Below are 24,025 nucleotides of genomic sequence, written 5' to 3' on the forward strand. Positions count from 1 at the left end.
TGTCGGAAAGGAAGGGGGCGCGGCCGTGCCGCACCCCCCGCCGGGATCAGGCCACCGGCCAGAGCGCCTGGCCAGCCGGGCCCTTCACCTGGGCGGCCCAGGCGGCGCGCACCGCATCATGCACATTGGCGGGCAACGGGATGTATTCCAGGCGCTGCGCCGTCTGCGCCCCGTTGCGGAAGGCCCAGTCGAAGAAGCGCATGGTGTTGCGGCTGCCGTCGATCTTGTCGGCCGGCGGGTTCGTCGGCAGCAGGATGTAGGTGGGGCTGGTGATCGGCCAGACGGTAGGGCCGTTCAGGTCGATGGTGTCGGCGGCGAAGTTCGGCACCGACCAGTCAGCAGCAGCCGCGGTGGCCAGGAAGGCCGCGGGCTCGGGCTTCACGAAGGCGCCGCTCTTGTTGCGGATCTGCGTGGTCGGCATGCGGTTCACCACGGCGTAGGCATTCTCGATGTAGCCGATGGTGCCGGGGCTGTTGCGGATGATGTTGGAGACACCCTCATTGCCGCGCGCGCCGTTGCCGACCGGCCAACGCACGGAGGTGCCGGCCCCCGGGCCCGCATTCCACTCGGCCGAGATGCGCGAGAGATAGGTGGTCCAGACCCAGGTCGTGCCCGACCCATCCGCCCGGTAGCCCACCGAGAGCGGCAGGTTGGGGATGCGGATGTCGCGGTTCAGCTCAGTGATGCGGCTGTCGTTCCAGCGCGTGATCTTGCCGAGGAAGATGTCGGCGATCACTTCGGGAGTGAGCCGCAGCGTGTTGTCGGCCACGCCGGGCAGGTTGTAGCTCAGCACCACCGAGCCCATGACGGTCGGGAATTGCAGCAGGCTGCGCTCGGTCAGCTGCGCCGTGGTCAGCGGCGCGTCGGAGGCGCCGAAATCCACCGTGCGGGCCGTGATCTGGTTGATGCCGCCGCCCGAGCCGATGGACTGGTAGTTCAGCGAGATGCCGATCGCGGCGCGCGCTTCCGCCGACCAGCGCTCATAGAGCGGGCGGGGGAAGGTGGCGCCGGCGCCAGTGATGGTGACCTGCGCCTGCGCCATGGCGGCGCGGGAGCCGAGAAGGCCGGCACCGAGAACCGCACCGGTGCCGAGAAGAAGCGACCGCCTGTTCACTGGGAAAATCTCCTACTGTCGTTGTGCAGGCAGCGTCCCGGTCGGGGGCTGCCTGCGTTGCCCGCCTTCTAGGCGCAACAGGCGACGTCGCTATTGCAAATTGATGACAGTCCCGTGACAGGCGCTCTGACAAGATTGCAATTCATCCAGATGATCCGCGCCCTCAATCCGGCCTGATCGCCAGCACCGTGCGGTTCCAGCCGCCCTCGATCGGCGCATAGGCCTGGATCCCGGCCATCTGCCGCACCAGGGCCAGGCCGAGCCCCCCCAGCGGCGCCTCGGCGATGCCAGGGGCGGCGGGGGGCTTGCCGCCCTGGCGGGGGTCGAAGGGCGCGGCCGCATCCTCGATCGTCACCTGCGCCGTCGCCCCCGCCAGCGCCACGGCGACCCGCGCGGCGGGTGGCGGCCCGGCGAATCGGCCATGCATCACGAGGTTGACCAGCAATTCCTCCACCACCAGCCGAACGCGCAGGATCAGCGGCTGGGGGGCGCCCTGCGCCAGGAGATAGGCCTCGATCCGCGCCTGCGCATCGGCCAGCGCGGCCATCTCGATCGGGACGTCGAGGCGCAGCACCTCAGCCCGCCAGGCGGGCCAACGCCTGGGCCTCGGTGTCCACCACCGGCAGGATCTCGCCCAGGGCCATCGCCTCGAGCACCTCGGCCACCATGGGCTGCGCGCCGAACAGCACCACCTTGCCCCCCCGGCGGGAGACGACGCGCGTCACCGAGAGCAACAGGCGGATGCCAAGGGAGGAGAGGAACTCCAGGCCGCGCATGTCGAGCACGGCGCTCTTGTTGGCCGCGGCGATGGTCGCGGTGAAGGAGGTCTCCACCAGCCCCACCGTCGTCGCGTCCAGCCGCCCCACCAGCACCAGCTTCAGGGCCTGCGGGCCCAGATCCACCACGTCGAAACGCACCGCGAGACTCCTTCAGAAAGCGAGGCTGATTAGCCGCCCCAGCGCCCAGGCTGCATGACAGTTTCCTGACAGCAGGGCCCGCGCGCCCCGTGGCCGCAGGGCCGCCAGCGTGCCAGCATGACGGCGGAGGGAACACCCATCATGCTCGACCCCGCGCCGGAGGGCCCCCTGCCCTCGCCTGCCGCCCGTCTCCGCGCCGTGCTGGCGAATCCGCGAATAGCCGTCGTGCCCGGCTGCCACGATGCCCTGGGCGCGCGGCTGATCGCCCGCGCCGGCCTGCCGGCGGCCTTTCTGAGCGGCTATGCGGTGAGCGCCGCACGGCTCGGCCTGCCCGATGCGGGGCTGATCTCCTACCGCGAGATGCTCGATGCCGGGCGCGAGGTCTGCGCCGCGACCACCCTGCCCGTGATCGGCGATGCCGATACCGGCTTCGGCAACCCCGTGAATGTCCGGCGCACCGTGGCCGGCTACCACCAGGCGGGCTTCGCCTGCGTGATGATCGAGGACCAGGTCTTCCCCAAGCGCTGCGGCTTCGCCCAGGGCCTGGAGGTCGCGCCGCGGGAGGAAGCGCTGCTGCGCCTGCGCGCCGCGCTCGATGCGCGCGATGCGGTGCGCCGCGCGGGGGGCGACCTGCTGGTGATCGGGCGCACCGATTCCCGCGCCGCGGTGGGGCTGGAGGAAGCGCTCTGGCGCGCCCAGGCCTTCGCCGAGATGGGCGCCGACATCGTCTATTTCGAAGCCCCGCAAAGCACGGCCGAGATGGAGGCGCTGCACCGCGTCACCGGCACCACGCCGACCATGCTCGCGCAGGTTGAGAAACCGGGCCGGCCCTTCCTGACCCCCGCCCAGGCCGAGGCCATCGGCTATCGCGTGCTGCTGCTGGGCATCACGCTGCTGAATGTGGTGCTGCGCGCGCAGCAGGACGCGCTGGCGCTGATCGCCGCCGGCGCGCATCCCGGCCCGGAGCGGCTGCTGCCCTTCGAGGAGCTCTACGACCGCGTCGGCTTCAACGCCTATTATGCGATGGAGAAGACCTACGCGCGCTGAGCGGCCAGGGCGCCGGCGGTGGCGATGTGCAGGTCGCTGCGTGAGGCCACATCCGCCAGCGCCTCCCGCAGGTAGCGGATGCGATGGGGCGCGCCGAGCATCCAGGGGTGGATGCCAAGCCCGAGCACGCGCCCGCCGCGCGTCTCGGCCAGCAGCCGGTCCAGCGCGTCGCGCACAAGACCCGGCCAGCGCGTGACGGGCACGCGGCGCAGCCAGAGCGTCTGCACATCGTCGAACTCGCCAGGCGGCGGCAGCGCGAGCAGGCCGGAGGCGTGGGCGTAGGGTTCCTCGTCATTCGCCCAATCGAGCGCATAGACGAAGCCGGCCTCGGCCAGCAGCCGCGTGGTCGCCTCGGTGGCGCCGTGATCCTGGCCGAGCCAGCCCGTGGCACCGGGCCATATCCTTGCAAGACCATCACGCACCTGGGCGATCTCGGCCGCTTCCTCGGCCTCGCTGTAGCGCGCCGTGACCATGCGGCTGGCGGAGAGGCCATGCGCGACGGGTTCGTAGCCACGCGCGCGGCAGGCGGCGACGATCTCCGGATGGCGCTGCGCGGCCAGTAAATTCACCGCGACGCTCGCGGGTAGGCGCAGCGCGTCGAGCAGGTCGAGGATGCGCCAGATGCCGATGCGGTTGCCGTATTCGCGGTAGGAATAGCCGTGCCAATCCGGCGTGCCCGTGAAGAAGGCGCCCCGGAAGCGCGGATCGCGATGCGTGCCCTCGGGCGGGACGATCTCCGTGTGTTCGAGATGCAGCAGCAGGTAGACGGCCACGCGCTTGCCGCCCGGCCAGCGGAAATCCGGCCGCGCGGGTTGCGGCAGGAAGGGATGCAGCGCGTGGTCAGGACCGCGCGGCGGGATCATCGGCCGAGCGCCGCTTCGTAGTGATGCGCGAGATACCAATCCGCCATCTCCGCGCCCGTGGCGAACCACACGCCCTCATGCCGGCGCAGATGCGCCAGCAGCGCCTCCAGATACCGCACGCGCTGCGGCCGGCCCATGATGTAGGGGTGGAGTGCGATGCACATGACCCGTGGCTGCGCCGCACTCTCGGCATAGAGCGTCTCGAACATGTCGAGGCCGGTACGGAGGAAATCCTCGCCCTCGCCCGCCCCGGCGCCGAGCATCACCGCGTCGTTCAGGTCCATCTGATAGGGCAGCGAGATCAGCCGCCCCTGGCGCACGCGGATCGGCGTGGGCTGGTCGTCATGGTAGAGGTCGCAGAGATAATCGATGCCGGCCTCCGCCACGAGATCGGGCGTGCGCAGCGTGTTGGAGGCCGCCGGCGAGAACCAGCCGCGCAGCCGCCGCCCGGTCATGCGGCGCCAGGCCTCGACACTCAGGCCGATCTCCGCGCGCTCCTCCGCCTCCGAGAGGCCCCAATGGTAGCGCGTGTTGTAGAGGCCGTGGCTGAACACATCCCAGTCGCGCGCCAGCATGGCGTCGAGGATCTCGGGGAACATCTCGCCCACCGCCATGGAGAAGCTGACCGTGCCGCGGATGCCCTGCGCGTCCAGCACCTCCATCATCCGCCACACGCCCGCGCGGTTGCCGTAATCCTTCAGCGAATAGGACAGCACGTCGGGATGCGGCGTACGCGGCCAGGGATCGCGCTGGCGGATGAGGGCGGGGCGGAACTCGTAATGCTCGATGTTCGGGCAGACCCAGACCGCGAGCCGCGCGCCCCCCGGCCAGGTCAGCTTCGGCCGGAAGGGCAGCGGCGCATGGACCAGGCGCTGCTCCGGATCGATCATGTCACGATGGCTTCGGCCTCGATCTCGACCAGGTAGTTGCCGACAAGGCGGGCGACCTCGACCAGCGTATTCGCGGGTCTTGCGCTCTCGAAGACGCGGCCATGCACGCGGCCCACGGCCTCCCAGTCATTGGCGTCGCGCAGCCAGATGCGCGTCTGAACGACATCATCGATGGTCCCGCCCAGGGCCTCGATGGCGGCGGCGATCTTGTCGAGGATATAGACCGCCTGCGACCCGGCATCGCCGGGTGCCACGAGGCTGCCATCGGTATGCGTGGCGGTGGTGCCGCTGACCAGGATGCGATCGCCCACGCGCAGGGCGCGGCTGTAGCCGCAGGCCTTCTCCCAGACGCTGCCGCTGTCCACGCGCAGCCGGCCCGGCCGGAACTCGGTCGCGCTGAAGGCCTTGGGCAGCGCATCGAGGTGATGGCTGAGATCGCCCGAGGCGGTGAGGAAGGGCGGCTTGCGATACTCGTCGCCGCAATCGCCCGGAATCATGCGCCCCGCCGCGAAGGCATGGGCGAGGCGGTCATGATCCTCGGCATCCAGGGCGAAGGTGAAGAGCCGGAGATTGTCCGCGCGATGCTCGGCCTCGGTCAGGCGCGCGCCGACGATCACGGCACCCACCGCCGGGTGTTCCAGCACCCAGCGCGTCGCGACATTGCTGATCGAGACACCATGGCGCTTCGCGATGGCGTCGGCCGCGCGCAGCACGGCCTGGAAGGCAGGCCAGCCGCCCATCGCCTCGATGAAGCGGCGATACTTCATCTTCGACCAGTCGGTGATGTCGGCCTCGGCCGGGGCTTCCCGTCCCAGCCAGCGCTCGGAGAGGAAGCCGCCGCCGAGCGTGCCATAGGCCAGGATCTTCACCCCGTGGCCCAGGCAGAATTCCGACATCGCCCCGCCCGCGCGGCGATCCAGCAGCGAGAAGGAGAGCTGGTTGGTGGCGATCGGCACGCCGTTCTTCACGGCGACGCGCAGGTGGTCCGTGTCGAAATTGGTGACGCCGATATGGTTCAGCGCCCCCTCCGCGCGCATCGCGCCCATCTCGCGTAACGCATCGAGCCAGGCGGGATGGCGGAAGCTCCACCAGTGGAACTGCATCAGGTCCGGGATGCAGCCCAGCCGCTCGATGCTGCGCCCCACGCCGGCGCGCACCACCTCGCGGGTCATCGGCCCCGGCGTGGGCACCCATTTGGTGAAGACGCGGCCCTCGCCATCCTCCTCCCGGAAGATCGAGAAGATCTGCTCCGCGCCGCCATAGTGGTCCGCCATGTCGAAGCTGTCGAAACCCGCTTCGGCATAATCCGCCAGGGCGGCGGCGGCGGCGACATGGTCGAGCACGCGCCCGTCGCGCTCCTGGTCCGCCACCTGCCAGAGACCGGTGATGATGCGGCTCGCCTCCAGCCCGGGGGCGAGCAGCGTGCGTGGCGGCCTGATGCGGTGGGGCATCAGCGGGGCGGCAATTGCCGCTGCACGGCCTGGACCTCATCGGTCGTCATCTGGCCGACCGTGACGATCTCGCCATTCGTGATGCGCCACTTGCGGAAGGGGCCGGTGATGTCGCCATTCGCGTCGAACTCGACCGGGCCGATCACGCCGACATAGCGCACCGGCTGGCCGGCGCGGATCAACTCCAGCGCGCGGCGGAAGCCGGCCGGGCCGGCATGCACCACCTCGCCGCCCGGCGCGGTCACCTGGCGGATCGCCTCGCGGATCGGCCCGGCCTCGAAGCGCCCGGCCTTGGCGATGGCGAGGCCAAGGATGGCCGCCGCATCGAAGGCACGGTCGGCGGCCGGCGCGCCGGCGCCGAAGCCGCCCGACATGGCCGGGTAGGCCTGGGCGAAGAACTCGGTCGAGGGTGTTGAGACAGTGCCGGAGGAGGTGCCGAAGGCGTTGTTGAGGAAGCGCGGCCCGACATCGCGGATGAAGTCGGCGCTGTTCATGCCGTCATTGAGCAGGAAGGTCGCGGGGCCGCCCTGCTGGATCCAGGTGCGCGCGATGGTCGTGCCGTCGCCCGGATAGCTCACCAGGTAGAGCGCAGGCGGATCGCCGCGCAGCGCCTGCGTCACTTCCGGCGCGTAGCTCGCCTGGCTCGGATTGTAGGGGGTGGTGGAGACGATGGTGCCGCCGAGTGCGACATAGGCGCGGCGGAACTCATTCACCATGTTCACGCCGAAATCGTTGTTCACATGGATGATGGCGAGCCGGCGCAGCCCCTGGTCCATCGCATAGCGCGCGGCCGCCGTGCCCTGCAGCGCATCCGAGGTGATGGTGCGGAAGAACCAGCCGCGCGTCTGCCCCTCCACCGCCATGCGGGTCAGCGTGGGCGAGGAGGAGGCGGGGGAGATCTGCACCACCCCGGCCGGGCCGGTCACGGAGGTGACGATGGGGATGGAGACGCTGCTGATGATGCCGCCGATGATGGCCGGCGTGCGGCGCAGATCCACCAGCTGGCGCGCCTGGTCCACGGCGACACTGCCCTGGCTTTGCGCGTCGCGCAGGTCGAAGGCGAGGCGGCAGCCCGCGATGCCCTGCGCCCCGGCGGCGGCGTTCAGCTCGTTGAAGGCCAGTTCGACGGATTTCGCCGCCGCCTGGCCGAAGCGACCGGCCGGCCCGGTGAGGGAGACGACCATGCCGGCCGTATGCGTACAGGTGGGCGCCTGCGCCGCGGCCGGGTTGGCGCCGAGCGCGGCGGCGGCAAGGGTCGCGGCCAAGGCCGCGTGGCGGGCGATACGCATGTTCTGTCTCCGGCTCCCGGTCGGTGTCGTTGCGCCCAGTCTCCCCTTGTGGCCGGGGCTTGTAAACGGGGCTCAGGGTGCGGGCGGGGTGACCCAGGTTTCCTGCACGTAGAGCCAGCGCGGCCCGGATGGGTCGAGGCGAAAGAGCGCGCTTGCCCGCCGCGCCGTCTCCTGCCCGCCGAGCCATTGACGCTCGATATAGTGCATCAGCATCAGCGGTGGGGCGGCGTGCAGCACCGCGGCGTCCTCGATGGCGATGCGGAAGCCAGGGCAGCGGCTGCCGCGGGCGCCGAGCAGGAAGGCGAGCACCCCGTCCCGGTCGAGGCGGCGGCCATTGGGCATGACCATGGCGAAGCCCGGGTCGAAGGCCGACGCGAAGCGGGCGAAATCGCCCTGCCCCGCCGCCCCGAGCCAGGATTCGAAGAGCTCGTGCAGCGCCACGATCTCCGCGACGCAGGCGGCCTCAGGATTTGTTGAGGTCATACTTCATGATCCTGCCATGCGGCCCGTCGCGGTCGCGCTCCAGCGTGTAGGTATCGCCCGCCGGCCCCGGCGCGGCGGCGAGCAGCGGCGCGAGCAGGGCGTGGTCCTCGGCATCCAGCGCGAAGGCGAAGACGCGCAGATTGTCGGGCAGGTGCTCCGCGTAGCGCGCCCCCACGATGGCGCCGGCGACATGCGGCTGCTCCAGTACCCAGCGCGTGGCCACCGCCGTGATGGAGACACCATGCTTGCGCGCGATGGAATCGAGCACGCGCAGCAGCGCCTGGAAGGCCTCCCACCCGCCGAATTCCTCGATGATGAGCCGGTACTTCACCAGGGAACGGTTCGCGAGCGGCTCGGCCGGGTCCGGCTGGCCGAGCCAGCGGGCGGAGAGGAAGCCCCCCGCCACCGTGCCGTAGCAGAGCAGCTTCACCCCCTGTTCGGCGCAGAGCGCGGAGAGCGCGCCGGCCGGGCGGCGATCCAGCAGCGAATACTGCGTCTGCATGGAGACGACCGGCACGCCCGCCGCGCGCATCGCCGCCGTGTGCGGCGCGTCGAAATTCGTCCCCCCGACATGCCGGATCTTGCCCGCCTGCTGCAGACGATGCAGGTGCTGCGCGGCCTCGACCATGCCGGGAATCTCGTAGTTCCACCAATGGAACTGCACGAGATCCAGCGTCTCGGCGCGCAGGCGCATCAGCGAACGGTCGATGATGCGCGTGACATAGGCCAGATCCACGCGCGGCAGGTCCGACCAGTCGGGCACGAATTTCGTGTGCACCCCGAGCCGCGCGCGTTCGGCGGGGCTGAGGGTGGCACGGAACTCGCCGATCATCTCCTCGACGCCGGTGTAGATGTCAGCGCAGTCGAAGGTGGTGACGCCGGCCTCGAGGAAGGCGCGCATGTCGGCGATGGCACGCGCGCGCTCGATGGCGCCATGCCCGCCGGCCAATTGCCAGCCGCCGCGGATGAGGGGGGAAATGGTGTAGCCCGGTGCGAGTTCCACCCTCACGAGTTCATCCCCTTGGGCCGCACCGCCGTCGTCTCGGCATGGCGGAAGCGGCGCAGCCCGGTGCGGGTGATGCGGAAGCGGCTCGGGCAGTTGGGGTCCGGGCAGGCGACCTCGGCGTCGGTGGTCATCCAGTCATTGGCATGGGTCGGCCGCTGCTTCGCCGGCAGCAGGGGCAGGAGCGCGGCGAGGGAATACATCGAGAACCCCTGGCCGGGCGGGAAATGCAGCATCTCGCCATGGACCTCGAAATGATCGCCCACCTTGGCGCCGCACCACAGCTTCGCCCCTTCCGGGGCCACCACCTCGACCCGCAGATCCCACAGGTCGAACCCATCCTCTTCCATCGCCAGCCCTCCGTCTCGCGCCGATATCGGCCGCGAAGGCCGGCGCCGCAAGCCAGGCACTTGACCGGCGCGCGGGCTGCCTGTTGATGCCGCGCATGTTGACCGCGGAAGGATTGACCAAGGGATTCGGGGGGCCGCCCGTGGTGGACGGCGTGTCCTTCACGATGCCGCGCGGCGCCATCATGGGGCTGATCGGGCCGAATGGCGCGGGCAAGACCACGCTGTTCAACTGCCTCGCCGGCAGCCTGCGCCCCGATGCCGGCACCCTCACCCTCGATGGCGCGCGGATCGAGGGGCTGCGCCCGGATGAGGTCTTCGCCCGCGGCCTGGCGCGCACCTTCCAGATCCCCCGCCCCTTCCCTGCCATGACGGTGCTCGAGAACGTCATGCTCGCGCCCCAGGGCCAGCGCGGCGAACGCTTCTGGACGAACTGGCTCCAGCCCGGCGCCGTCGCCGCCGAGGAGCGGCGCTTGCGCGAGAGTGCGCGGCACTGGATCGACTTCGTCGGCCTGTCGCACCTGACCCAACAGCCCGCGCGCGTGCTCTCGGGCGGGCAGCGCAAGCTGCTGGAACTCGCCCGCGTGCTGGTGGCCGAGCCGAAGCTCATCCTGCTGGATGAACCCGCCGCTGGCGTCGCCCCGCCGCTGCTCGCCACCATCATGGAGAAGATCGCCGCGCTGAACGCCCAGGGCACGAGCTTCCTGATCATCGAGCACAACATGGATCTGGTGATGTCGCTCTGCCGGCCGGTGATGGTGCTGGCGCAGGGGCGCAAGCTGCTGGAAGGCGCGCCCGAGGATGTGCGGCGCGACCCGCGCGTGATCGAGGCGTATCTGGGATGACGCCCGCACTCGAGTTCTCCGGGATTGAGGGCGGCTATGAGCCTGGCCTGCCCATCCTGCGCGGCGCCTCGCTCACCGTCATGCCGGGCGAGATCGTCGCCCTGCTCGGCCCCAATGGCGCGGGCAAGTCCACCCTGGTGAAGGCCGCCGCGGGGCTGGTGCCGATCTGGTCGGGCACGGTGCGGCTCGACGGGCGGGACATCACGGCGACTCCCGCGCATCGCATGGTGCGTGAGGGGCTGGGCTTCGTGCCCCAGACGGAAAATGTCTTCGCCAACCTCTCGGTGCTGGAGAACCTCCAGCTTGCCGCGGCGCTGGTGCCGAAGGGCCGGCGCGGCAGCCTCGATGCCATCTTCGCGCTCTTCCCGGATCTCGATCGCCAGCGCCACCTGCCGGCGGGCCGGCTTTCCGGCGGGCAGCGGCAGATGGTGGCGGTGGCGCGCGCGCTCATCGCCTCGCCCAGCGTGCTGATGCTGGACGAGCCCTCGGCCGGGCTCTCGCCCAAGCTGGTCGGCGTGGTGTTCGAGCGCCTGCAGGCGGTGCGCGCCACGGGGGTCACCATCCTGCTCGTCGAGCAGAATGTGAAGGCGGCGCTGGCCATCGCGGACCGCGCCGCGGTGCTGGTGGAGGGGCGCGAAAGGCTGGTCGGCGCGGCCGCCGACCTCGCCGACGACAAGCGCCTCGCCCAGCTCTATCTCGGCGGCGGGCTGGAGGAGGCGTGATGCTGCAACTCGTGGCCGATGGGCTGATCGTGGGCTCCGTCATCGCACTCGGCGCGGTGGGGCTGACGCTGACCTACTCCATCCTGCGCTTCGCCAATTTCGGCCAGGGCGAGTTCATGACCTGGGGCGCCTACCTGGCCGTCTCGGCGCTGGCGGCGGTGCTGGCGCTGACCGGGCTCGGCGTGATGACGCCGATCGAGCCCTTCTCCTTCGGCTGGCCGCTGCTGGTCGCCCTTGCGATCGCCGCGCTGCTCACGGCAGGGCTGGCGCTGCTGCTCGACTGGCTGCTGTTCCGCCGGCTACGCCATGGCAACGCCATCACGCTGGTGATCGCGAGCTTCGGCGCCGCGCTCGCGCTGCGGAACCTGCTGCAATTCCTCTACGGCACGCTGCCCGAATACTACTCGCGCGAGATCCAGATCGCGATCCGCCTGGTGCCGCGGGACGTGATGGGCGGGCTGCGGATCACGCCGGACCAGTTGCTGGTCATCGGGCTGACCGCCGTGGTGGTGGTGGCGCTGCATCTGCTGCTCACGCGCACCACCCTCGGCCGGGCGATGCGCGCCACCGCGATGAACCCGGCCCTGGCCCGCGTGGCGGGCGTGGATGTGGAAGGCGTGGTGCGCGCCACCTGGGTGATCGGCGCGATGCTGGCCGCCATCGCCGGTGTCTTCGCGGGCCTTGTCGGGCAGATCCGCCCGATGCTCGGCTTCGACCTGCTGCTGCCGCTCTTCGCCGCGGCGATCCTGGGCGGCATCGGCAGCGTCTGGGGCGCGGTGCTGGGGGGCTTCATCGTGGGCCTCGCGGAGAGTTTCTCCGTGCCGCTCTTCGGCGCGGAGTATCGCGCGGCCACGGCCTTCCTGGTGCTGATCGCCATCCTGCTGCTGCGCCCGACCGGTCTCTTCGGGGAGAAGCCGTGATGGATCCCGCCGCGCTGCTCTCCTACGCCGCCTTCTTCCTCGTCTTCGTCGGCATCTTCGCCGTGATGGCGCTGGGGCTGAACCTGCAATGGGGGTTCTGCGGCTTGTTCAATGTGGGCGTGGCGGGCTTCGTCGCGATCGGTGCCTACAGCTCCGCCCTGCTCACCGGCCCGCCGGAGCCCGAGCGCCTGGGCGGCTTCGGCCTGCCGATCCTGCTCGGCTGGCTGGGCGCCATGCTGGCCGCGGGCATCGCCGCCTTCATCGTCGGCGTCGCCGCGCTGCGCCTGCGCGAGGATTATCTGGCCATCACCACCTTCGGCATCGCGGTGGTGATCCAGCTTGTCGCGCTGAACGCGCAATCCGTCACGGGCGGGCCGTTCGGCATCCAATCCATCCCGAAGCCCTTCTTCGAGTGGCTCGGCAGCGGGTTGGTCTGGAACCTCGCCTATCTCGGCATCGTCGCCGCGGTTCTGGGACTTGCCTGGTGGGCGCTGGAGCGGCTGGTGGCGAGCCCCTGGGGCCGCGTGCTGCGCGCCATCCGCGAAGATGAGCAGGCCGCCGCCTCGCTCGGCAAGCGCGCCAGCGCCTTCCGCCTGCAGGCCTTCGTACTGGGTTGCATGCTGATGGGCCTTGGCGGCGCGCTCTACGCGCATTTCGTCGGCTACATCGCGCCCGAGGATTTCCTGCCGATCCTGACCTTCCAGATCTGGGCGATGCTGATCGTGGGTGGGTCGGGCAACAACCTTGGCGCCGTGGCCGGCGCGCTGATCGTATGGGCGATCTGGAGCATCTCGGGCGGGCTGCTGCGGGAGGTCATCCCGCAGGCCGAGCAGGCGCGGGGCGCGGCGCTGCAGGTGGTGCTGATCGGCGTGCTGATCGCAGCCTTGCTGGTCGCGCGCCCGCGCGGGCTCTTTGGCGAGCGCGCGCGGGTCTCACGCCATGCGGACGACTAAAGCGCGTCCTTCACGAAGCGGCCGGCCTGCATGATGGCCGACAGGTGCTTGCCCTGGCCGGTCAGCAGCGCAAGGTCCTTCAGCGGGTCGCCCTCGACCACCACCAGATCGCCATAGGCGCCCGGCGCGACGATGCCGATCTTGCCTTCCATGCGCAGCAACTTCGCCGAATGCATGGTGGTGGAGCGGATCACTTCGATCGCCGGCAGCACGCGGCCGCGGATGACGAATTCCTCCGATTGGTGGCGATGCATCTCGCCGAGCAGATCGGTGCCGAAGGCCATGGTCAGGCCGGCGCGCTGCATCTTCTCCAGGCTCTCCAGCCCGGCGAGGCGCACATCGTCGATCTTCGCAACCGAGGCCGCCGGCAGGCCGAGCGAGGCGCCCTCATCCTTCAGCGCCTGGTAGGTCACCAGCGTCGGGCAGGCGATGGCCCCCGCCGCGGCGGCCTTGCGTGCGGTTTCCTCGGTGATGAGGTTGCAATGCTCGAGGCTGTGCACGCCGCATTCCACGGCCCGCGCGATCGCCTGGTCGGTGTAGAGATGCGCCGCCACATAGGTCTGGGCGAGTTCGGCCTCCTCCACCGCCGCGAGCAATTCGGCGCGCGAATAGCCGAGGAAGGCGATGGGATCGGTCGGCGAGGCGACGCCGCCATTTGCCATGATCTTGATGTAGTCGGCCCCCGCCTTGATCTCCTCGCGGCAGGCGCGGCGCAGCGCGTCCACGCCATCGGCGATGCGGCCCAGCGCGCCGAGCCGCCCCTCGACCCAGGTGTTGTCGCGATTGTCGAAACGCCCGCGCGCATCGGAATGCCCGCCGGTGGAGGAGATCGCCTTGCCGCAGATCACCATGCGCGGCGCGTCGAACAGGCCCTCATCGCGCGCGAGGCGCAGCCCCTGCGTCGCACCGCCGAGGTCGCGGATGGTGGTGAAGCCGCGCATCAGCATGGCGTGCATGATCTTCGCGGCGCGGTGCGCGATCAGCGCATCCGGCAGGAAGGCGTTCTGGCCGAGATTCACCATGCTGGCGATGACATGCACATGCGCGTCGATCAGCCCCGGCATCAGCGTGCGCCCGCGCAGATCCACGCGCCGCGCAACGGCGGCCTTGATCGGCGCGTCGGAGACTTCCTTGATCAGCCCGTCCTCGACCAGGACATGGCCGGGCACGGCGCCATCGGCGCGGCCATCCAGGATATGGGCATTCTCGAACAGGGTCGCGGACATGCGAGGGGTCTCCTTGTCCGCCCAGGCTAGAACGCGATTCCCTCTTCCGCCAGACGGGCCCGGATCATCGCCTTGGGCACCTTGCCATAGCCCGATTTCGGCAGGGCATCCCACATCACCACGCGCAGCGGCTGCTTGTAGCGGGCGATCAACGGCGCGAGATGCGCGAGCAGTTCCGCCTCGCTCGCGGCCTGGCCCGCGCGCAGCACGACGCAGGCCACGCCGGCCTCGCCCCATCTGGGATGCGGCAGGCCGACCACGGCGCATTCCGCCACGGCCGGATGCGTCAGCAACGCTTCCTCCGCCTCGCGCGGATACACGTTGGACCCGCCCGAGATGTACATGTCCGAGGCCCGGCCCGTGATGGTGAGGAAGCCGCGCGAATCGAGCGTGCCGAGATCGCCGGTATGGAACCACCCGCCCGCGAAGGCCTTGGCGTTGGCGGCGTCATTCTCGAAATAGCCGGCGAAGACGGCAGGGCCGCGCACGCAGATCTCGCCCACCGCGCCGGGCGGCAGGCGCGCACCGTCCTCGGCCAGGATCGCCACCTCCATCCCCGTGCGCGGCACGCCACAAGTGGCGAGATTCTCGGGCGTGTGCTGGTCCGCGCGCAGGACGGTGATGTTGCCCGTCACCTCGCCCAGACCGAAATACTGCACCAGGCAGGGGCCGAGCTTCCGCAGCGCCTCCTCCTGGTCGGCGCGGTACATCGGCGCGCCGGCGTAGATCACGTGGCGCAGGCTGCTGTGGTCGTGCCGGTCCACGGCCGGATCGCGCACCAGCGCGGTGAGGATGGTGGGCACGGTGAACATGTTGCTCACGCGGTGGCGCTCCACCAGCGCCCAGGCCTCGGCGCCGTCGAGCTTCTCGCCACTCAGCAGCACCGTCGCCGCGCCGCGCGCCACCTGGGTGAGCTGGTGGATGCCCGCGCCATGCGAGAGCGGTGCGACCACCAGCGAGGCATCGCGCTCGCTCGTGCCGGGCACGAGATCGGCGAGGTGGTTCGTCACCACGAAGGCCATCTGCCCATGCGTCAGCACCGCCGCCTTGGGCCTTCCCGTGGTGCCGGAGGTGTAGAAGAACCAGGCGGGATCGTCGTAGGCGACCGCCACTTCATGATCGGCCGGTGGTGGCGTGGCGGCGGCGAGCAGCGCCTCGTACGCCTGCTCGCCCGCGCCGGCATCGCCCACCGCGATGACGTGGCGCAGCGCGGGGCTGGCCGCGCGCACGGCTTGCGCATGCGCCGCGAAACCCGCATCGCGCAGCATCACCACGGCGCGGGAGGAAGCGCCGAGCCAGGCGACCTCGGCCGGGGTCAGCCGGAAATTCGTCGGCACCCAGACGGCGCCGATCTTCCAGCAGGCCCAGAGGCTCTCGAACATCGCGTTGCTGTTGCGCGAATGCACCAGCACGCGATCGCCCTTCGCCACGCCCAGGCCACGCAGCGCCTGCGCGAAGCGATCGACGCGCGCATCGAGTTCCGCGAAGGACCATGACCGCTCGCGCCAGACCAGCGCCGGCGCCTCGGGCAGGCGGCGCGCGGTCTGGGTCAGCAGCCGCGCGAGATTGCTGGCCTCGGCGCCGTGCATCAGACCGGCCTGTCGCCCTTCTCCACCTTCAGGGTTCGGTTGTCGGCGGCGGGCAGCATCCGCGCCGGGTCGCGCGTGACGACGATGTCGAGCACGGTCGGCGTGTCGGTATTCGCCAGCCCCTCGCGCAGCGCGGCGTTCAGCTTCTCCGGATCGCTGACGCGAATGCCCTTGCAGCCCATGGCATTGGCGATGGCGGCGTAGTCCATCTCGATCAGGTCACTGCTCTGGTAGTTGCCCGGGCCGAAGACCGCGTGCTGCAGCGCCTTCACATAGCCGCTCGCCGCATTGTTGAAGACGCAGGCGACGAGCGGGGCGCCGACGCGGCGCGCGGTCTCGAGGTCGCCCATCGACATGTTGAAGCCGCCATCGCCGGTCAGCGAGACCACGCGCCGCCCCTGCCCCACGCCGAGCTGCGCGCCGATGCCACCCGGCACGCCATAGCCGATGGAGGCAAAGCCGCGATCCGCGACGAAGCCGCGCCCGGCCTGCTTGGTGTCGAAGAACAGCGCGCCCCAATGCGCCGCGAAGCCGCCATCGGCCACCAGCACATCCTCGGGCCGCAGCACGGCGTTCAGCTCATGCAGGATGCGCCCCACATTGATCGGGCTCTCCACGCTTTCCAGCCGTTCGCGCGCGCCCTCCCGCCAGGCGGCCATGCGGCGCGGCACCTCGGCGCACCAGCCGGCGCGCGACTCGCGGCGCTTGCCGGAATCGGCGAGCGCCGCCGTCAGATCCGCGAGCCCCGCCCGCGCATCGCCCACCAGCGCCACATCCTGGCGCGTGGTGCGGCCGATCTCCTCGGCGACGATGTCGAGATGGATCAGCGGCACACCGCTGGGCATCAGCGTGAAGCGCTTGGTCGCGATCTCGCCGAGCTTGCAGCCGACCACGAGCAGGCAATCGCTCATGCCGATCATGTCGTTGGCGATGCGCGAATAGCGGCCGAAGACGCCGGCGGAGAGCGCATGGGTGCAGGCGATCGCACCCTTGCCGGACATGGTGTGCGCCACGGGGATGCCCTCGGCCTCCGCGAAGCGGGTCAGCACGGCCTGCGCCTCACTGATATGCACGCCGCCCCCGGCCAGGATCATCGGCCGCTCCGCCTTGGCGAGCAGCGCGCAGGCGCGGGCGAGGTCCGACGAATCGGGGCGCGAGCGCCGCGCCTGGGCGCGCAGCGTGCCGGGATCGACCCAGAAGTCGGCGGCGTCGAAATCATGCTCGCCATGCGCGATGTCCTCGGGCACGGCGAGCAGCACGGGGCCCGGGCGGCCGGAGGTCGCCACCGCGAAGGCACGGCGGAAATGCTCGGGAATGCGGGAAATCACCTCGACGCGGATGGCTTCCTTCACCAGCGGCCGCAGCACGTCGAACTGCCGCGCCTCCTGCGTCATGTTCTTCCAGGCGTGCTGGCGGTTGGCGTCGCCGATGATCGCCACCATCGGCATGCCGGCGTTGAAGGCTTCCGCCAGCCCCGTGGCGAGGTTCGTCGCCCCCGGCCCGAGCGTACCATCGACCAGGCCAGGCTTGTTGGTGACGCGGGCATAGGCATCCGCCGCGAAGGCGCCGCAGCGCTCGTCATTGATCAGGTAGTGCTGCACGCCGAGCGCGCGGCAGGCCTCATAGAAGGGCAGCAGCTGGAAGCCGCCCATGCCGAACATCGGCGCGCTCTCATGCAGCTTCAGCATCTCGGCCATGGCCTGGCCGCCGCTCATGCGGCGGGTGGCGTTCGGTGCAGACATTCACTCATGCTCCAGCAGGGCGGCGACGAACTCGCGCGCCGATTGTCCGATGCGCCCGCCCTTCGCGGCCGCGGTGGCGTTCACGGCCGAGATCCAGCCATCATGCCAGGTCGAAAGCCCCTCGCCGATGCGCGCCGAGAAGCAGGAGACGGTGGCCCCCGCGATGCCCCGCGCATCCAGCGCCGGCAGGCGGGAAAGCCCGGCGCGGTCGATGCCGATTCCCGCATCATTGTAGATCGCGCCGCGCACCGCGGCCTTCACCGCCGTCTCCGGCCGCCCGCCGAGCAGCCCGCCATGCGAGCCGGTGACGACGATTCGCCCGATATCCCCCGGCCCGACCAGCCCGTTCGAGTCGAGGGCGACGACGCCGGGTATCACCTCATGCCGGGCCTCGTCCATCGCCGCCGGGCCAGCGCCGGCGGGCGGGCGCGCGGCGCGCAGACGGCGCATCGCCTCGGCGCAGCCCATCCCGATCTCCAGCCCCAGCGCGACGGCGATGCCATTGACGGCCGAGAGGCGCCCGCGCGCCATCATGTCCGCGCCTTCGCCGATCCGCGCCGTTTCATGGCCGACGCAGGCGCCAGCCAATCCCTGTGCGTCGAGCCAGGCGAGGCCGCCAATGCCGGCCTGCTCGCGCCCGATGCCGGCATCATGCAGGATCATGGCCGCCACGCCGCGCCGCGCGGCGTACCAGGCCGCATAGACGCCGCCATGGCTCGCGCAGCAGGCCACCGCTCCCGGCGCCTGCGCCGGCAGATGCGTCACGCTGTCCAGCACCAGCGGCGCGGCCTCGGCCATCGCATCGCTCCTCCCCGTCTTGATTCCTTCGCGCGCTCCCTCATGCTCCGCAAGCCCCCTTCCCATGGGGGCAGGCTGAGGACCAGGGAAACGGCAATGACCACGGGTGGGGACAACCGGGCGCGTCTGCTGGCGCTCTACGGCACGATGTGCCGGATCAGGGCCTTCGAGGAGACAGCGCTGGCGGCGCACAAGGCGGGCGAGATTCCCGGGCCGCTGCATGTCTCCATCGGGCAGGAAGGCGTGGCCGCGGGTGTGTGCGTCAACCTCCGGCGCGATGACCGGCTGACCTCCAACCATCGCGGCCATGGCCATGCCATCGCCAAGGGGGCGGGCATCCCGGGCATGATGGAGGAACTGTTCGGCCGCGCCGGCGGGCATTGCCGGGGCAAGGGCGGCTCCATGCACATCGCGGATTTCTCGGTCGGCATGCTGGGTGCGAATGGCGTGGTGGCGGGCGGCATCCCGATCGCGGTGGGCGCGGCGCAGGGGCTGAAGCTGCTGGGCTCGGATGCGCTGGTGGCCTGCTTCTTCGGCGATGGCGCGATCAATCGCGGCCCCTTCCTGGAGGGGCTGAACTGGGCCGCGCTCTATCGCCTGCCGGTGCTCTTCATCTGCGAGGACAATGGCGTGGCCGCCTTCACCGCCGCCGCCTCCGTCACCGCCGGGCCGGGCGTGGCGGCGCGCGCCCAGGCGCTGGGCGTGCCCTGCGTCAGCGTCGACGGCAATGACGTGGCGGCGGTGGATGCCGCGACCGGGCGGCTGGTGGCGGAGATCCGCGCCGGCGGCGGGCCGCGGATGCTGCATGCCACCACCTATCGCATCACCGGCCATACGAGCACGGACCCCGCCGCCTGGCGGGACCCCGCGGCGGTGGCCGCGGCGCGGGAGGCCGAGCCCATCGCCCGGCTGCGCGCGCGCCTGCTCGCCGAGGGGGTCTCGACCCGCACGCTCGACGCGCTGGCCGGCGAGGCGGAGGCCGAGATGTCGCTCGCGCGCGCGGCGGCGCTGACCGCGCCCTGGCCGGACCCGGCCGTGGCCTGGGAAGATGTGCAGGATGTCGGCGCGGTCGGGGAGCACGCCTGAGATGGCAGAGATCACCTTGGTGGAGGCCGCGCGCCGCGCCGCGCTGCAGGAAATGCGCCGCGACCCCGGCGTCTGGGTGCTGGGCGAGGATGTCGCGCGCGGCGGGCTGTTCGGCCAGTATCGCGGCTTCCTCGAGGAGTTCGGCGCGGCGCGCATCGTCTCCACCCCCATCTCGGAGAGCGTCATCATGGGCGCGGGGCTGGGGGCGGCGCTGGTCGGCACGCGGCCGATCATCGAGATGCGGATCTTCGACTTCGTGATGTGCGCGATGGACGAGCTGGTGAACCAGATCGCCAAGGTGCGCTACATGTTCGGCGGCCAGGCCAAGCCCGCGGTGGTGGTGCGCATGCCGCACGGCATCTGGCGCAACTCCGCCGCGCAGCACTCGCAGACGCTGGAGAGCTGGTTCACCCATATCCCGGGCGTGGTGGTAGTGGTGCCCTCCAGCCCGGCGGATGCGGCGGGGCTGCTGGTCTCGGCCATCCGCAGCGACGATCCGGTGCTGTTCTTCGACCCGAAGAACCTTTTCCCCGTGACCGGCGAGGTCGAGGAGGTGATCGAGCCCATCCCCTTCGGCGTGGCGCGCCGGCTGCGGGAGGGCGAGGACATCACGCTCGTCACCTGGTCCGCCATCACCCCCGCCGTGGCCGAGGCCGCCGCCACCCTCGGCGCGCGCGGCATCTCCTGCGACGTGCTGGATTTGCGCACCCTCTGGCCCTGGGACGAGGCGGCGGTGTGCGAGAGCGTCGCGCGCACCGGGCGCCTGCTGGTGGTGCATGAGGCCGTGACCACGGGCGGCTTCGGCGCCGAGGTGATCGCCCGCGTGATCGAGAAGCTCGGCCCGCGCGCGATCAAGGCGGTGGGCCGGCTGGGCCAGCCGCGCGTGCCCCTGCCCTTTTCGCCCCCGCTCGAGGATGCGCTGAAGCCGGATGCGGCGAAGGTGGTGGCGGCGGCCGAGGCGCTGCTGGCGCAGGCGCCGGTCAGCCCCGCAATCCGCGATGCGCGGCGAGCCCCGCCAAGCCGGCGAAGGCGAGAAGGCCGCCCATAGAGGCGGCCGAAACGCCCCCGAAGGCGCCCAGCACCAGGCCCACCAGCGCCCCGCTGCCGAATTGCAGCGAGCCGATGAGCGCCGAGGCGCTGCCCGCCACGCGCCCCATCGGCCCCATGGCCATGGCACTCGCCAGCGGCAGCACCATGCCCATGCAGGTGAGGTAGAGGAAGAAGGTCACGAGCAACGGCACGAGCTGGCCCGACAGCGCCGCGAGGAAAGCGAGCACGCCCGCACTCGCCTGCACCCAGAGCGCGCGGTCGAGCATCGCCGCGGGCGGATACCGCCGCACCAGCCGCGCCGTGACCTGGCTCATCAGGATCAGCCCGAAGGCGTTGCTGCCGAAGGCGACGCCATAGGTGGTGGGCGAAAGGCCATGCACCTCCATCAGCACCAGCGGCGAGCCGAAGAGATAGGCGAAGAGCCCGATCATCGGCAGCGCCCCGGCCAGGGCGCAGGAGAGGAAGCGCCGGTCGCGCAGGATGGAGAGATAGACGACCACCACCTGCACCGGGCTGTCGCGCCGGCGCTTCTCGGGCGGCAGGCTCTCGGGCAGGAACATGAGCACCGCGAGCAGCGCCAGCGCCCCATAGAGCGCCAGAGCCCAGAAGATCGCCCGCCAGCCCAGGGCCGCCATCAGCCAGCCGCCGAACATGGGCGCGAGGATGGGGGCGGCGCCCATGACCAGCATGAGCATCGCCATCATGCGCACCGCGCCGCGCTCATCGGTCAGGTCCCGCACCACGGCGCGCGCCACCACCACGCCGACGCAGCCGCCCAGCGCCTGCAGCAGGCGCAGCCAGGCCAGAGCCTCCGCCGAGGCCGCGACGGCGCAACCGACAGAGGCCAGCACGAAGACGCCCATGCCGACGAACAGCGGCCGGCGCCGCCCGATGCGGTCCGACAGCGCGCCATAGGCCACCTGCCCCACCGCCATGCCGAGCAGGAAGGTGGCGAGCGTGCGCTGGATCTCGGCCGGCGTGGCCCCAAGCGCCTCGCCCATCGCGGGGAAGGCCGGCAGATACATGTCGACGCCGAGCGGCCCGAGCGCGGTGAGGGCGCCGAGCAGAAGGGCAAGCAGCCGATAGCGATCCGGCATGAGGGTCCCGTGGCAGTGCCAGGGCGGCGTAGCGCCCCCGCGCGGCCGCGTCCACCGCGGCCTGACGGGCGCTGTTGCGCGATTCCGTATGCCATGTGTAGCCTGCGCCACGGACGCCGCGGACAAGGCCGGCGCCAGGGGGGAAGTGGATGGCGACGGTCTCGGTCCGGCAGGTCCGCAAATCATTTGGCAGCACCAACATCCTGCACGGGGTTGATGTCGAGATCGCGGATGGCGAGTTCGTGGTGCTTGTCGGCCCCTCGGGCTGCGGCAAATCGACCCTGCTGCGCATGATCGCGGGGCTCGAGAACATCACCGGCGGCGAGATCGACATCGGCGGGCGCGTGGTGAACAAGCTGCCGCCGAAGGACCGGGACATCGCCATGGTGTTCCAGAACTATGCGCTCTATCCGCACATGACGGTGCGCGAGAACATGGCCTTCTCCATGACGTTGGCGAAGGCGCCCGCCGCCATCATGGAAGAGGAGGTCCAGAAGGCGGCGAAGATCCTGGGCCTCGAGGCGCTGCTGGATCGCTATCCGCGCCAGCTCTCGGGCGGGCAGCGCCAGCGCGTGGCGATGGGGCGCGCCATCGTGCGCCACCCGCAGGTCTTCCTCTTCGATGAGCCGCTGTCCAACCTGGACGCCAAGCTGCGCGTGCAGATGCGCAGCGAGATCAAGGAACTGCAGCAGCGGCTCGGCACCACCACCGTCTATGTGACGCATGACCAGATCGAGGCCATGACCATGGCCGACCAGATCGTGGTGATGAACCATGGCCGGATCGAGCAGTCCGGCGCGCCGCTCGCGCTCTACGACAAGCCGGCGAATCTCTTCGTCGCGGGCTTCATCGGCAGCCCGGCCATGAACCTCATCCCCGGCCGCGTGGCCGAGGGCGTGTTCCGCACGGCCGGCGGTGGCGCGCTGCCCCTGCCGCCGGGTGCATCGCCCCAGGCCGCGACCTATGGCGTGCGGCCCGAACACCTCTCGCTGGCTGATGACGGGATCGCGGCGACCATCGTGCTGGTCGAGCCCACGGGGTCGGAAACCCAGGTCACGCTGCGCATCGGCGAGGACACGCTGATCGGCGCCTTCCGCGAGCGTGTCTCGGGCCGGCCGGGCGACACGCTGCATGTCAAACCGGATCTCTCCCTGGTCCATCTGTTCGGGCCGGATGGGAGACGCCTCGGCGACTGAGCACGCCTTTGCCCAAAGACAACCAAGGAGGAAGCAAGACCCATGACCCATGACATCACCCGGCGCAGCGCGCTCGCACTTGGCGGCGCGACGCTCATGGCCGGCCAGGCCGGCGCGCAGATCGTCGCCCAGCCGGCGACGCCGCCGAACCTGCCGATCGAGGCCGGTGCGACGCTGCGCATGCTGCGCCCCGTGCGCTTCGTGCAGCCCGACGAGGACACCTGGCGCGCGAACTGCGCGCGCTTCACGGCGCAAACCGGCGTGCAGGTGCGCGTCGATTTCGTGGGCTGGGAGGACATCACCCAGCAGACGGCGGTGACCGCCAATACCGGCGCTGGCCCGGACATCATCGTGGGCTTCGATGCGGGTCCGCACCTGTTCGCCGACAAGGTGCACGACCTGACCGACATCGCCACCTATCTCGGCCAGAAGTATGGCGGCTGGCGGCCGCTCGCGCGAGCCTATGGCACGCGCCAGGGGCGCTGGATCGGCCTGCCCTTCGGTGCCTCCGGCGGCCCGGCGATCTGGCGCACCTCCGCGCTGCGTGAGGCCGGTTTCGAGCGCCCGCCGGAAGACCATGCGGGCTTCCTGCGCCTCTGCCAGGCGCTGCGCCGCATCAACAAGCCGGCCGGCTTCGCGCTGGGCAATGCGGTGGGCGACGGCAATGCCTTCGCGAACTGGCTGATCTGGTCGCATGGCGGCTTCCTGGTGGATGAGGAAGGCCGTGTGGCCATCAACAGCCCGCAGACCATCAACGCGCTGAACTACCTGCGCGAGCTCTACCCGACCTTCGTGCCGGGCACGCTGGCCTGGGGCGACATCTCGAACAACCGCGCCTATGCGGCGAATGAGTGCTTCCTGACGCAGAACGGCGTCTCGCTGTACTTCTCGATGATGAACGACCCGGCGCTGCGCCCCATCGCCGAGGACACGCAGATGACGCCGATGCCCAAGGGCCTTGCGGATGCGGCGCCGAATGCGGGCCTGACGCTCAACGCCATGGTGTTCCGCCACAGCCGCTTCCCGAATGCGGCCAAGGCGCTGCTGGCCTTCCTGATGGAAACGCCGCAATACGACCCCTGGCTGCAGGCGAATATCGGCTACTGGTCGCAGCCGCTCAACGCCTTCGCCGCCAGCGCCACCTGGAACCAGGATCCGAAGGTGGCGGTGTTCCGCGACACCATGAACTCCGGCTTCTACAACGGCTTCAAGGGCCCGATCACCGAGGGCTCCGTCGCCGCCACGGCCGACTACGTCATGGTGCAGATGTGCGCCTCCGTCGCCTCCGGCCAGGCCACGCCGCAGGCCGCGGCGCGCGAGGCCGAGCGCCGCGCGACCCGCTTCTTCCGCGCCCGCTGAGCTGAACTGGTCGCCGGTCCCTTTCGGGGCCGGCGACC

Annotated in this window: 24 protein-coding genes; 9 read left to right on the forward strand and 15 right to left on the reverse strand. The window is 70.7% G+C overall.

The window, feature by feature from the left end:
• Positions 1-46: 46 nt before the first annotated feature.
• The 3 genes from pstS to AC2D9U_RS20165 all read right to left on the reverse strand — a co-directional run bounded on the left by pstS (position 47) and on the right by AC2D9U_RS20165 (position 2,031).
• Positions 47-1,114, reverse strand: coding sequence for a phosphate ABC transporter substrate-binding protein PstS (pstS, locus tag AC2D9U_RS20155; RefSeq protein ID WP_484752239.1), 1,068 nt, complete (start codon positions 1,112-1,114; stop codon positions 47-49).
• 163 nt (positions 1,115-1,277) lie between these two features.
• Complete coding sequence (locus tag AC2D9U_RS20160) at positions 1,278-1,688, reverse strand: ATP-binding protein (protein ID WP_484752241.1); 411 nt, start codon at positions 1,686-1,688, stop codon at positions 1,278-1,280.
• A 1-nt stretch (position 1,689) separates the two neighbouring features.
• On the reverse strand, positions 1,690-2,031 hold the full coding sequence (locus tag AC2D9U_RS20165; protein WP_484752243.1) for an STAS domain-containing protein: 342 nt from the start codon (positions 2,029-2,031) through the stop codon (positions 1,690-1,692).
• Between the two features lie 141 nt (positions 2,032-2,172).
• Here AC2D9U_RS20165 and AC2D9U_RS20170 point away from each other — a divergent pair, with 141 nt between their 5' ends.
• Positions 2,173-3,078: an isocitrate lyase/PEP mutase family protein gene (locus tag AC2D9U_RS20170; RefSeq protein WP_484752245.1), complete on the forward strand. Its 906-nt coding sequence runs from the start codon at positions 2,173-2,175 to the stop codon at positions 3,076-3,078.
• Here the strand turns inward: AC2D9U_RS20170 and AC2D9U_RS20175 are convergent.
• The 7 genes from AC2D9U_RS20175 to AC2D9U_RS20205 all read right to left on the reverse strand — a co-directional run bounded on the left by AC2D9U_RS20175 (position 3,066) and on the right by AC2D9U_RS20205 (position 9,407).
• Positions 3,066-3,941, reverse strand: coding sequence for a polysaccharide deacetylase family protein (locus AC2D9U_RS20175; RefSeq protein WP_484752247.1), 876 nt, complete (start codon positions 3,939-3,941; stop codon positions 3,066-3,068). The two genes, AC2D9U_RS20170 and AC2D9U_RS20175, sit on opposite strands and share 13 nt — an antisense overlap.
• Positions 3,938-4,831, reverse strand: a complete 894-nt coding sequence (locus AC2D9U_RS20180; RefSeq protein ID WP_484752249.1) for a polysaccharide deacetylase family protein — start codon at positions 4,829-4,831, stop codon at positions 3,938-3,940. Before AC2D9U_RS20180 ends, AC2D9U_RS20175 begins: the two co-directional genes overlap by 4 nt.
• The gene (locus AC2D9U_RS20185; RefSeq protein ID WP_484752252.1) at positions 4,828-6,282 is read right to left on the reverse strand and encodes an aldo/keto reductase; all 1,455 of its coding nucleotides are present in this window, start codon (positions 6,280-6,282) and stop codon (positions 4,828-4,830) included. Before AC2D9U_RS20185 ends, AC2D9U_RS20180 begins: the two co-directional genes overlap by 4 nt.
• Positions 6,282-7,571 carry an ABC transporter substrate-binding protein gene (locus AC2D9U_RS20190; RefSeq protein WP_484752254.1) on the reverse strand — a complete coding sequence of 430 codons (1,290 nt, stop codon included), beginning with the start codon at positions 7,569-7,571 and terminating at the stop codon, positions 6,282-6,284. The genes AC2D9U_RS20185 and AC2D9U_RS20190 overlap by 1 nt, the downstream gene beginning before the upstream one ends.
• Before the next feature lie 72 nt (positions 7,572-7,643).
• Positions 7,644-8,054, reverse strand: a complete 411-nt coding sequence (locus AC2D9U_RS20195) for a DUF4440 domain-containing protein (protein WP_484752256.1) — start codon at positions 8,052-8,054, stop codon at positions 7,644-7,646.
• Entirely contained in the window at positions 8,035-9,063 is a 1,029-nt protein-coding gene (locus AC2D9U_RS20200; RefSeq protein WP_484752259.1) for an aldo/keto reductase, read from the reverse strand. The genes AC2D9U_RS20195 and AC2D9U_RS20200 overlap by 20 nt, the downstream gene beginning before the upstream one ends.
• Positions 9,060-9,407: a TIGR04076 family protein gene (locus tag AC2D9U_RS20205; RefSeq protein WP_484752262.1), complete on the reverse strand. Its 348-nt coding sequence runs from the start codon at positions 9,405-9,407 to the stop codon at positions 9,060-9,062. The genes AC2D9U_RS20200 and AC2D9U_RS20205 overlap by 4 nt, the downstream gene beginning before the upstream one ends.
• A gap of 95 nt (positions 9,408-9,502) precedes the next feature.
• Between AC2D9U_RS20205 and AC2D9U_RS20210 the strand changes: the two genes are divergently transcribed.
• From AC2D9U_RS20210 to AC2D9U_RS20225, 4 genes are read left to right on the forward strand one after another with little or no spacing between them, the layout of a single operon-like run.
• A complete protein-coding gene (locus AC2D9U_RS20210; protein WP_484752264.1) occupies positions 9,503-10,249 on the forward strand; it encodes an ABC transporter ATP-binding protein in 747 nt (248 codons plus the stop codon).
• Entirely contained in the window at positions 10,246-10,971 is a 726-nt protein-coding gene (locus AC2D9U_RS20215; RefSeq protein WP_484752266.1) for an ABC transporter ATP-binding protein, read from the forward strand. Before AC2D9U_RS20210 ends, AC2D9U_RS20215 begins: the two co-directional genes overlap by 4 nt.
• Positions 10,971-11,891 (forward strand): branched-chain amino acid ABC transporter permease, encoded by a 921-nt coding sequence (locus AC2D9U_RS20220; protein ID WP_484752269.1) that lies wholly within the window; start codon positions 10,971-10,973, stop codon positions 11,889-11,891. The genes AC2D9U_RS20215 and AC2D9U_RS20220 overlap by 1 nt, the downstream gene beginning before the upstream one ends.
• Positions 11,891-12,844: a branched-chain amino acid ABC transporter permease gene (locus AC2D9U_RS20225; protein WP_484752272.1), complete on the forward strand. Its 954-nt coding sequence runs from the start codon at positions 11,891-11,893 to the stop codon at positions 12,842-12,844. The genes AC2D9U_RS20220 and AC2D9U_RS20225 overlap by 1 nt, the downstream gene beginning before the upstream one ends.
• On the opposite strand, the gene AC2D9U_RS20230 is transcribed toward AC2D9U_RS20225, so the two are convergent.
• The 4 genes from AC2D9U_RS20230 to AC2D9U_RS20245 are packed head-to-tail and all read right to left on the reverse strand — an operon-like array spanning position 12,841 to position 18,199.
• Positions 12,841-14,070, reverse strand: a complete 1,230-nt coding sequence (locus AC2D9U_RS20230; RefSeq protein ID WP_484752276.1) for a metal-dependent hydrolase family protein — start codon at positions 14,068-14,070, stop codon at positions 12,841-12,843. The genes AC2D9U_RS20225 and AC2D9U_RS20230 overlap by 4 nt on opposite strands.
• Positions 14,071-14,096: 26 nt before the next feature.
• Positions 14,097-15,659, reverse strand: a complete 1,563-nt coding sequence (locus tag AC2D9U_RS20235) for an acyl-CoA synthetase (RefSeq protein ID WP_484752279.1) — start codon at positions 15,657-15,659, stop codon at positions 14,097-14,099.
• Positions 15,659-17,401: a thiamine pyrophosphate-binding protein gene (locus AC2D9U_RS20240; RefSeq protein WP_484752282.1), complete on the reverse strand. Its 1,743-nt coding sequence runs from the start codon at positions 17,399-17,401 to the stop codon at positions 15,659-15,661. Before AC2D9U_RS20240 ends, AC2D9U_RS20235 begins: the two co-directional genes overlap by 1 nt.
• On the reverse strand, positions 17,402-18,199 hold the full coding sequence (locus AC2D9U_RS20245) for a hypothetical protein (RefSeq protein ID WP_484752284.1): 798 nt from the start codon (positions 18,197-18,199) through the stop codon (positions 17,402-17,404). It abuts the gene before it with no gap.
• A 96-nt stretch (positions 18,200-18,295) separates the two neighbouring features.
• Between AC2D9U_RS20245 and AC2D9U_RS20250 the strand changes: the two genes are divergently transcribed.
• Together AC2D9U_RS20250 and AC2D9U_RS20255 are read left to right on the forward strand one after the other, a co-directional pair.
• A complete protein-coding gene (locus AC2D9U_RS20250; protein WP_484752286.1) occupies positions 18,296-19,285 on the forward strand; it encodes a thiamine pyrophosphate-dependent dehydrogenase E1 component subunit alpha in 990 nt (329 codons plus the stop codon).
• Between the two features lies 1 nt (position 19,286).
• Positions 19,287-20,333 carry an alpha-ketoacid dehydrogenase subunit beta gene (locus tag AC2D9U_RS20255; RefSeq protein WP_484752287.1) on the forward strand — a complete coding sequence of 349 codons (1,047 nt, stop codon included), beginning with the start codon at positions 19,287-19,289 and terminating at the stop codon, positions 20,331-20,333.
• Here AC2D9U_RS20255 and AC2D9U_RS20260 read toward each other — a convergent pair.
• Complete coding sequence (locus AC2D9U_RS20260; RefSeq protein ID WP_484752289.1) at positions 20,266-21,432, reverse strand: multidrug effflux MFS transporter; 1,167 nt, start codon at positions 21,430-21,432, stop codon at positions 20,266-20,268. The two genes, AC2D9U_RS20255 and AC2D9U_RS20260, sit on opposite strands and share 68 nt — an antisense overlap.
• A gap of 149 nt (positions 21,433-21,581) precedes the next feature.
• Here AC2D9U_RS20260 and AC2D9U_RS20265 point away from each other — a divergent pair, with 149 nt between their 5' ends.
• Positions 21,582-22,628, forward strand: a complete 1,047-nt coding sequence (locus tag AC2D9U_RS20265) for an ABC transporter ATP-binding protein (protein ID WP_484752291.1) — start codon at positions 21,582-21,584, stop codon at positions 22,626-22,628.
• A gap of 42 nt (positions 22,629-22,670) precedes the next feature.
• Positions 22,671-23,987 (forward strand): ABC transporter substrate-binding protein, encoded by a 1,317-nt coding sequence (locus tag AC2D9U_RS20270; RefSeq protein WP_484752293.1) that lies wholly within the window; start codon positions 22,671-22,673, stop codon positions 23,985-23,987.
• Positions 23,988-24,025 lie beyond the last annotated feature (38 nt).

This window comes from Roseomonas sp. TF40 (genome assembly GCF_057219975.1).

What these genes read in the sequence shown, in the direction of transcription:
- AC2D9U_RS20210 (WP_484752264.1), top strand. Translation starts at nt 9,503, where the DNA reads ATGTTGACCGCGGAAGGATTGACCAAGGGATTCGGGGGGCCGCCCGTG.
- AC2D9U_RS20205 (WP_484752262.1), bottom strand. Translation starts at nt 9,407, where the DNA reads ATGGAAGAGGATGGGTTCGACCTGTGGGATCTGCGGGTCGAGGTGGTG.
- AC2D9U_RS20270 (WP_484752293.1), top strand. Translation starts at nt 22,671, where the DNA reads ATGACCCATGACATCACCCGGCGCAGCGCGCTCGCACTTGGCGGCGCG.
- AC2D9U_RS20225 (WP_484752272.1), top strand. Translation starts at nt 11,891, where the DNA reads ATGGATCCCGCCGCGCTGCTCTCCTACGCCGCCTTCTTCCTCGTCTTC.
- AC2D9U_RS20175 (WP_484752247.1), bottom strand. Translation starts at nt 3,941, where the DNA reads ATGATCCCGCCGCGCGGTCCTGACCACGCGCTGCATCCCTTCCTGCCG.
- AC2D9U_RS20195 (WP_484752256.1), bottom strand. Translation starts at nt 8,054, where the DNA reads ATGACCTCAACAAATCCTGAGGCCGCCTGCGTCGCGGAGATCGTGGCG.
- AC2D9U_RS20230 (WP_484752276.1), bottom strand. Translation starts at nt 14,070, where the DNA reads ATGTCCGCGACCCTGTTCGAGAATGCCCATATCCTGGATGGCCGCGCC.
- AC2D9U_RS20215 (WP_484752266.1), top strand. Translation starts at nt 10,246, where the DNA reads ATGACGCCCGCACTCGAGTTCTCCGGGATTGAGGGCGGCTATGAGCCT.
- AC2D9U_RS20180 (WP_484752249.1), bottom strand. Translation starts at nt 4,831, where the DNA reads ATGATCGATCCGGAGCAGCGCCTGGTCCATGCGCCGCTGCCCTTCCGG.
- AC2D9U_RS20260 (WP_484752289.1), bottom strand. Translation starts at nt 21,432, where the DNA reads ATGCCGGATCGCTATCGGCTGCTTGCCCTTCTGCTCGGCGCCCTCACC.
- AC2D9U_RS20265 (WP_484752291.1), top strand. Translation starts at nt 21,582, where the DNA reads ATGGCGACGGTCTCGGTCCGGCAGGTCCGCAAATCATTTGGCAGCACC.
- AC2D9U_RS20185 (WP_484752252.1), bottom strand. Translation starts at nt 6,282, where the DNA reads ATGCCCCACCGCATCAGGCCGCCACGCACGCTGCTCGCCCCCGGGCTG.
- AC2D9U_RS20235 (WP_484752279.1), bottom strand. Translation starts at nt 15,659, where the DNA reads ATGCACGGCGCCGAGGCCAGCAATCTCGCGCGGCTGCTGACCCAGACC.
- AC2D9U_RS20170 (WP_484752245.1), top strand. Translation starts at nt 2,173, where the DNA reads ATGCTCGACCCCGCGCCGGAGGGCCCCCTGCCCTCGCCTGCCGCCCGT.
- AC2D9U_RS20190 (WP_484752254.1), bottom strand. Translation starts at nt 7,571, where the DNA reads ATGCGTATCGCCCGCCACGCGGCCTTGGCCGCGACCCTTGCCGCCGCC.
- AC2D9U_RS20240 (WP_484752282.1), bottom strand. Translation starts at nt 17,401, where the DNA reads ATGTCTGCACCGAACGCCACCCGCCGCATGAGCGGCGGCCAGGCCATG.
- AC2D9U_RS20250 (WP_484752286.1), top strand. Translation starts at nt 18,296, where the DNA reads ATGACCACGGGTGGGGACAACCGGGCGCGTCTGCTGGCGCTCTACGGC.
- AC2D9U_RS20255 (WP_484752287.1), top strand. Translation starts at nt 19,287, where the DNA reads ATGGCAGAGATCACCTTGGTGGAGGCCGCGCGCCGCGCCGCGCTGCAG.
- AC2D9U_RS20220 (WP_484752269.1), top strand. Translation starts at nt 10,971, where the DNA reads ATGCTGCAACTCGTGGCCGATGGGCTGATCGTGGGCTCCGTCATCGCA.
- AC2D9U_RS20245 (WP_484752284.1), bottom strand. Translation starts at nt 18,199, where the DNA reads ATGGCCGAGGCCGCGCCGCTGGTGCTGGACAGCGTGACGCATCTGCCG.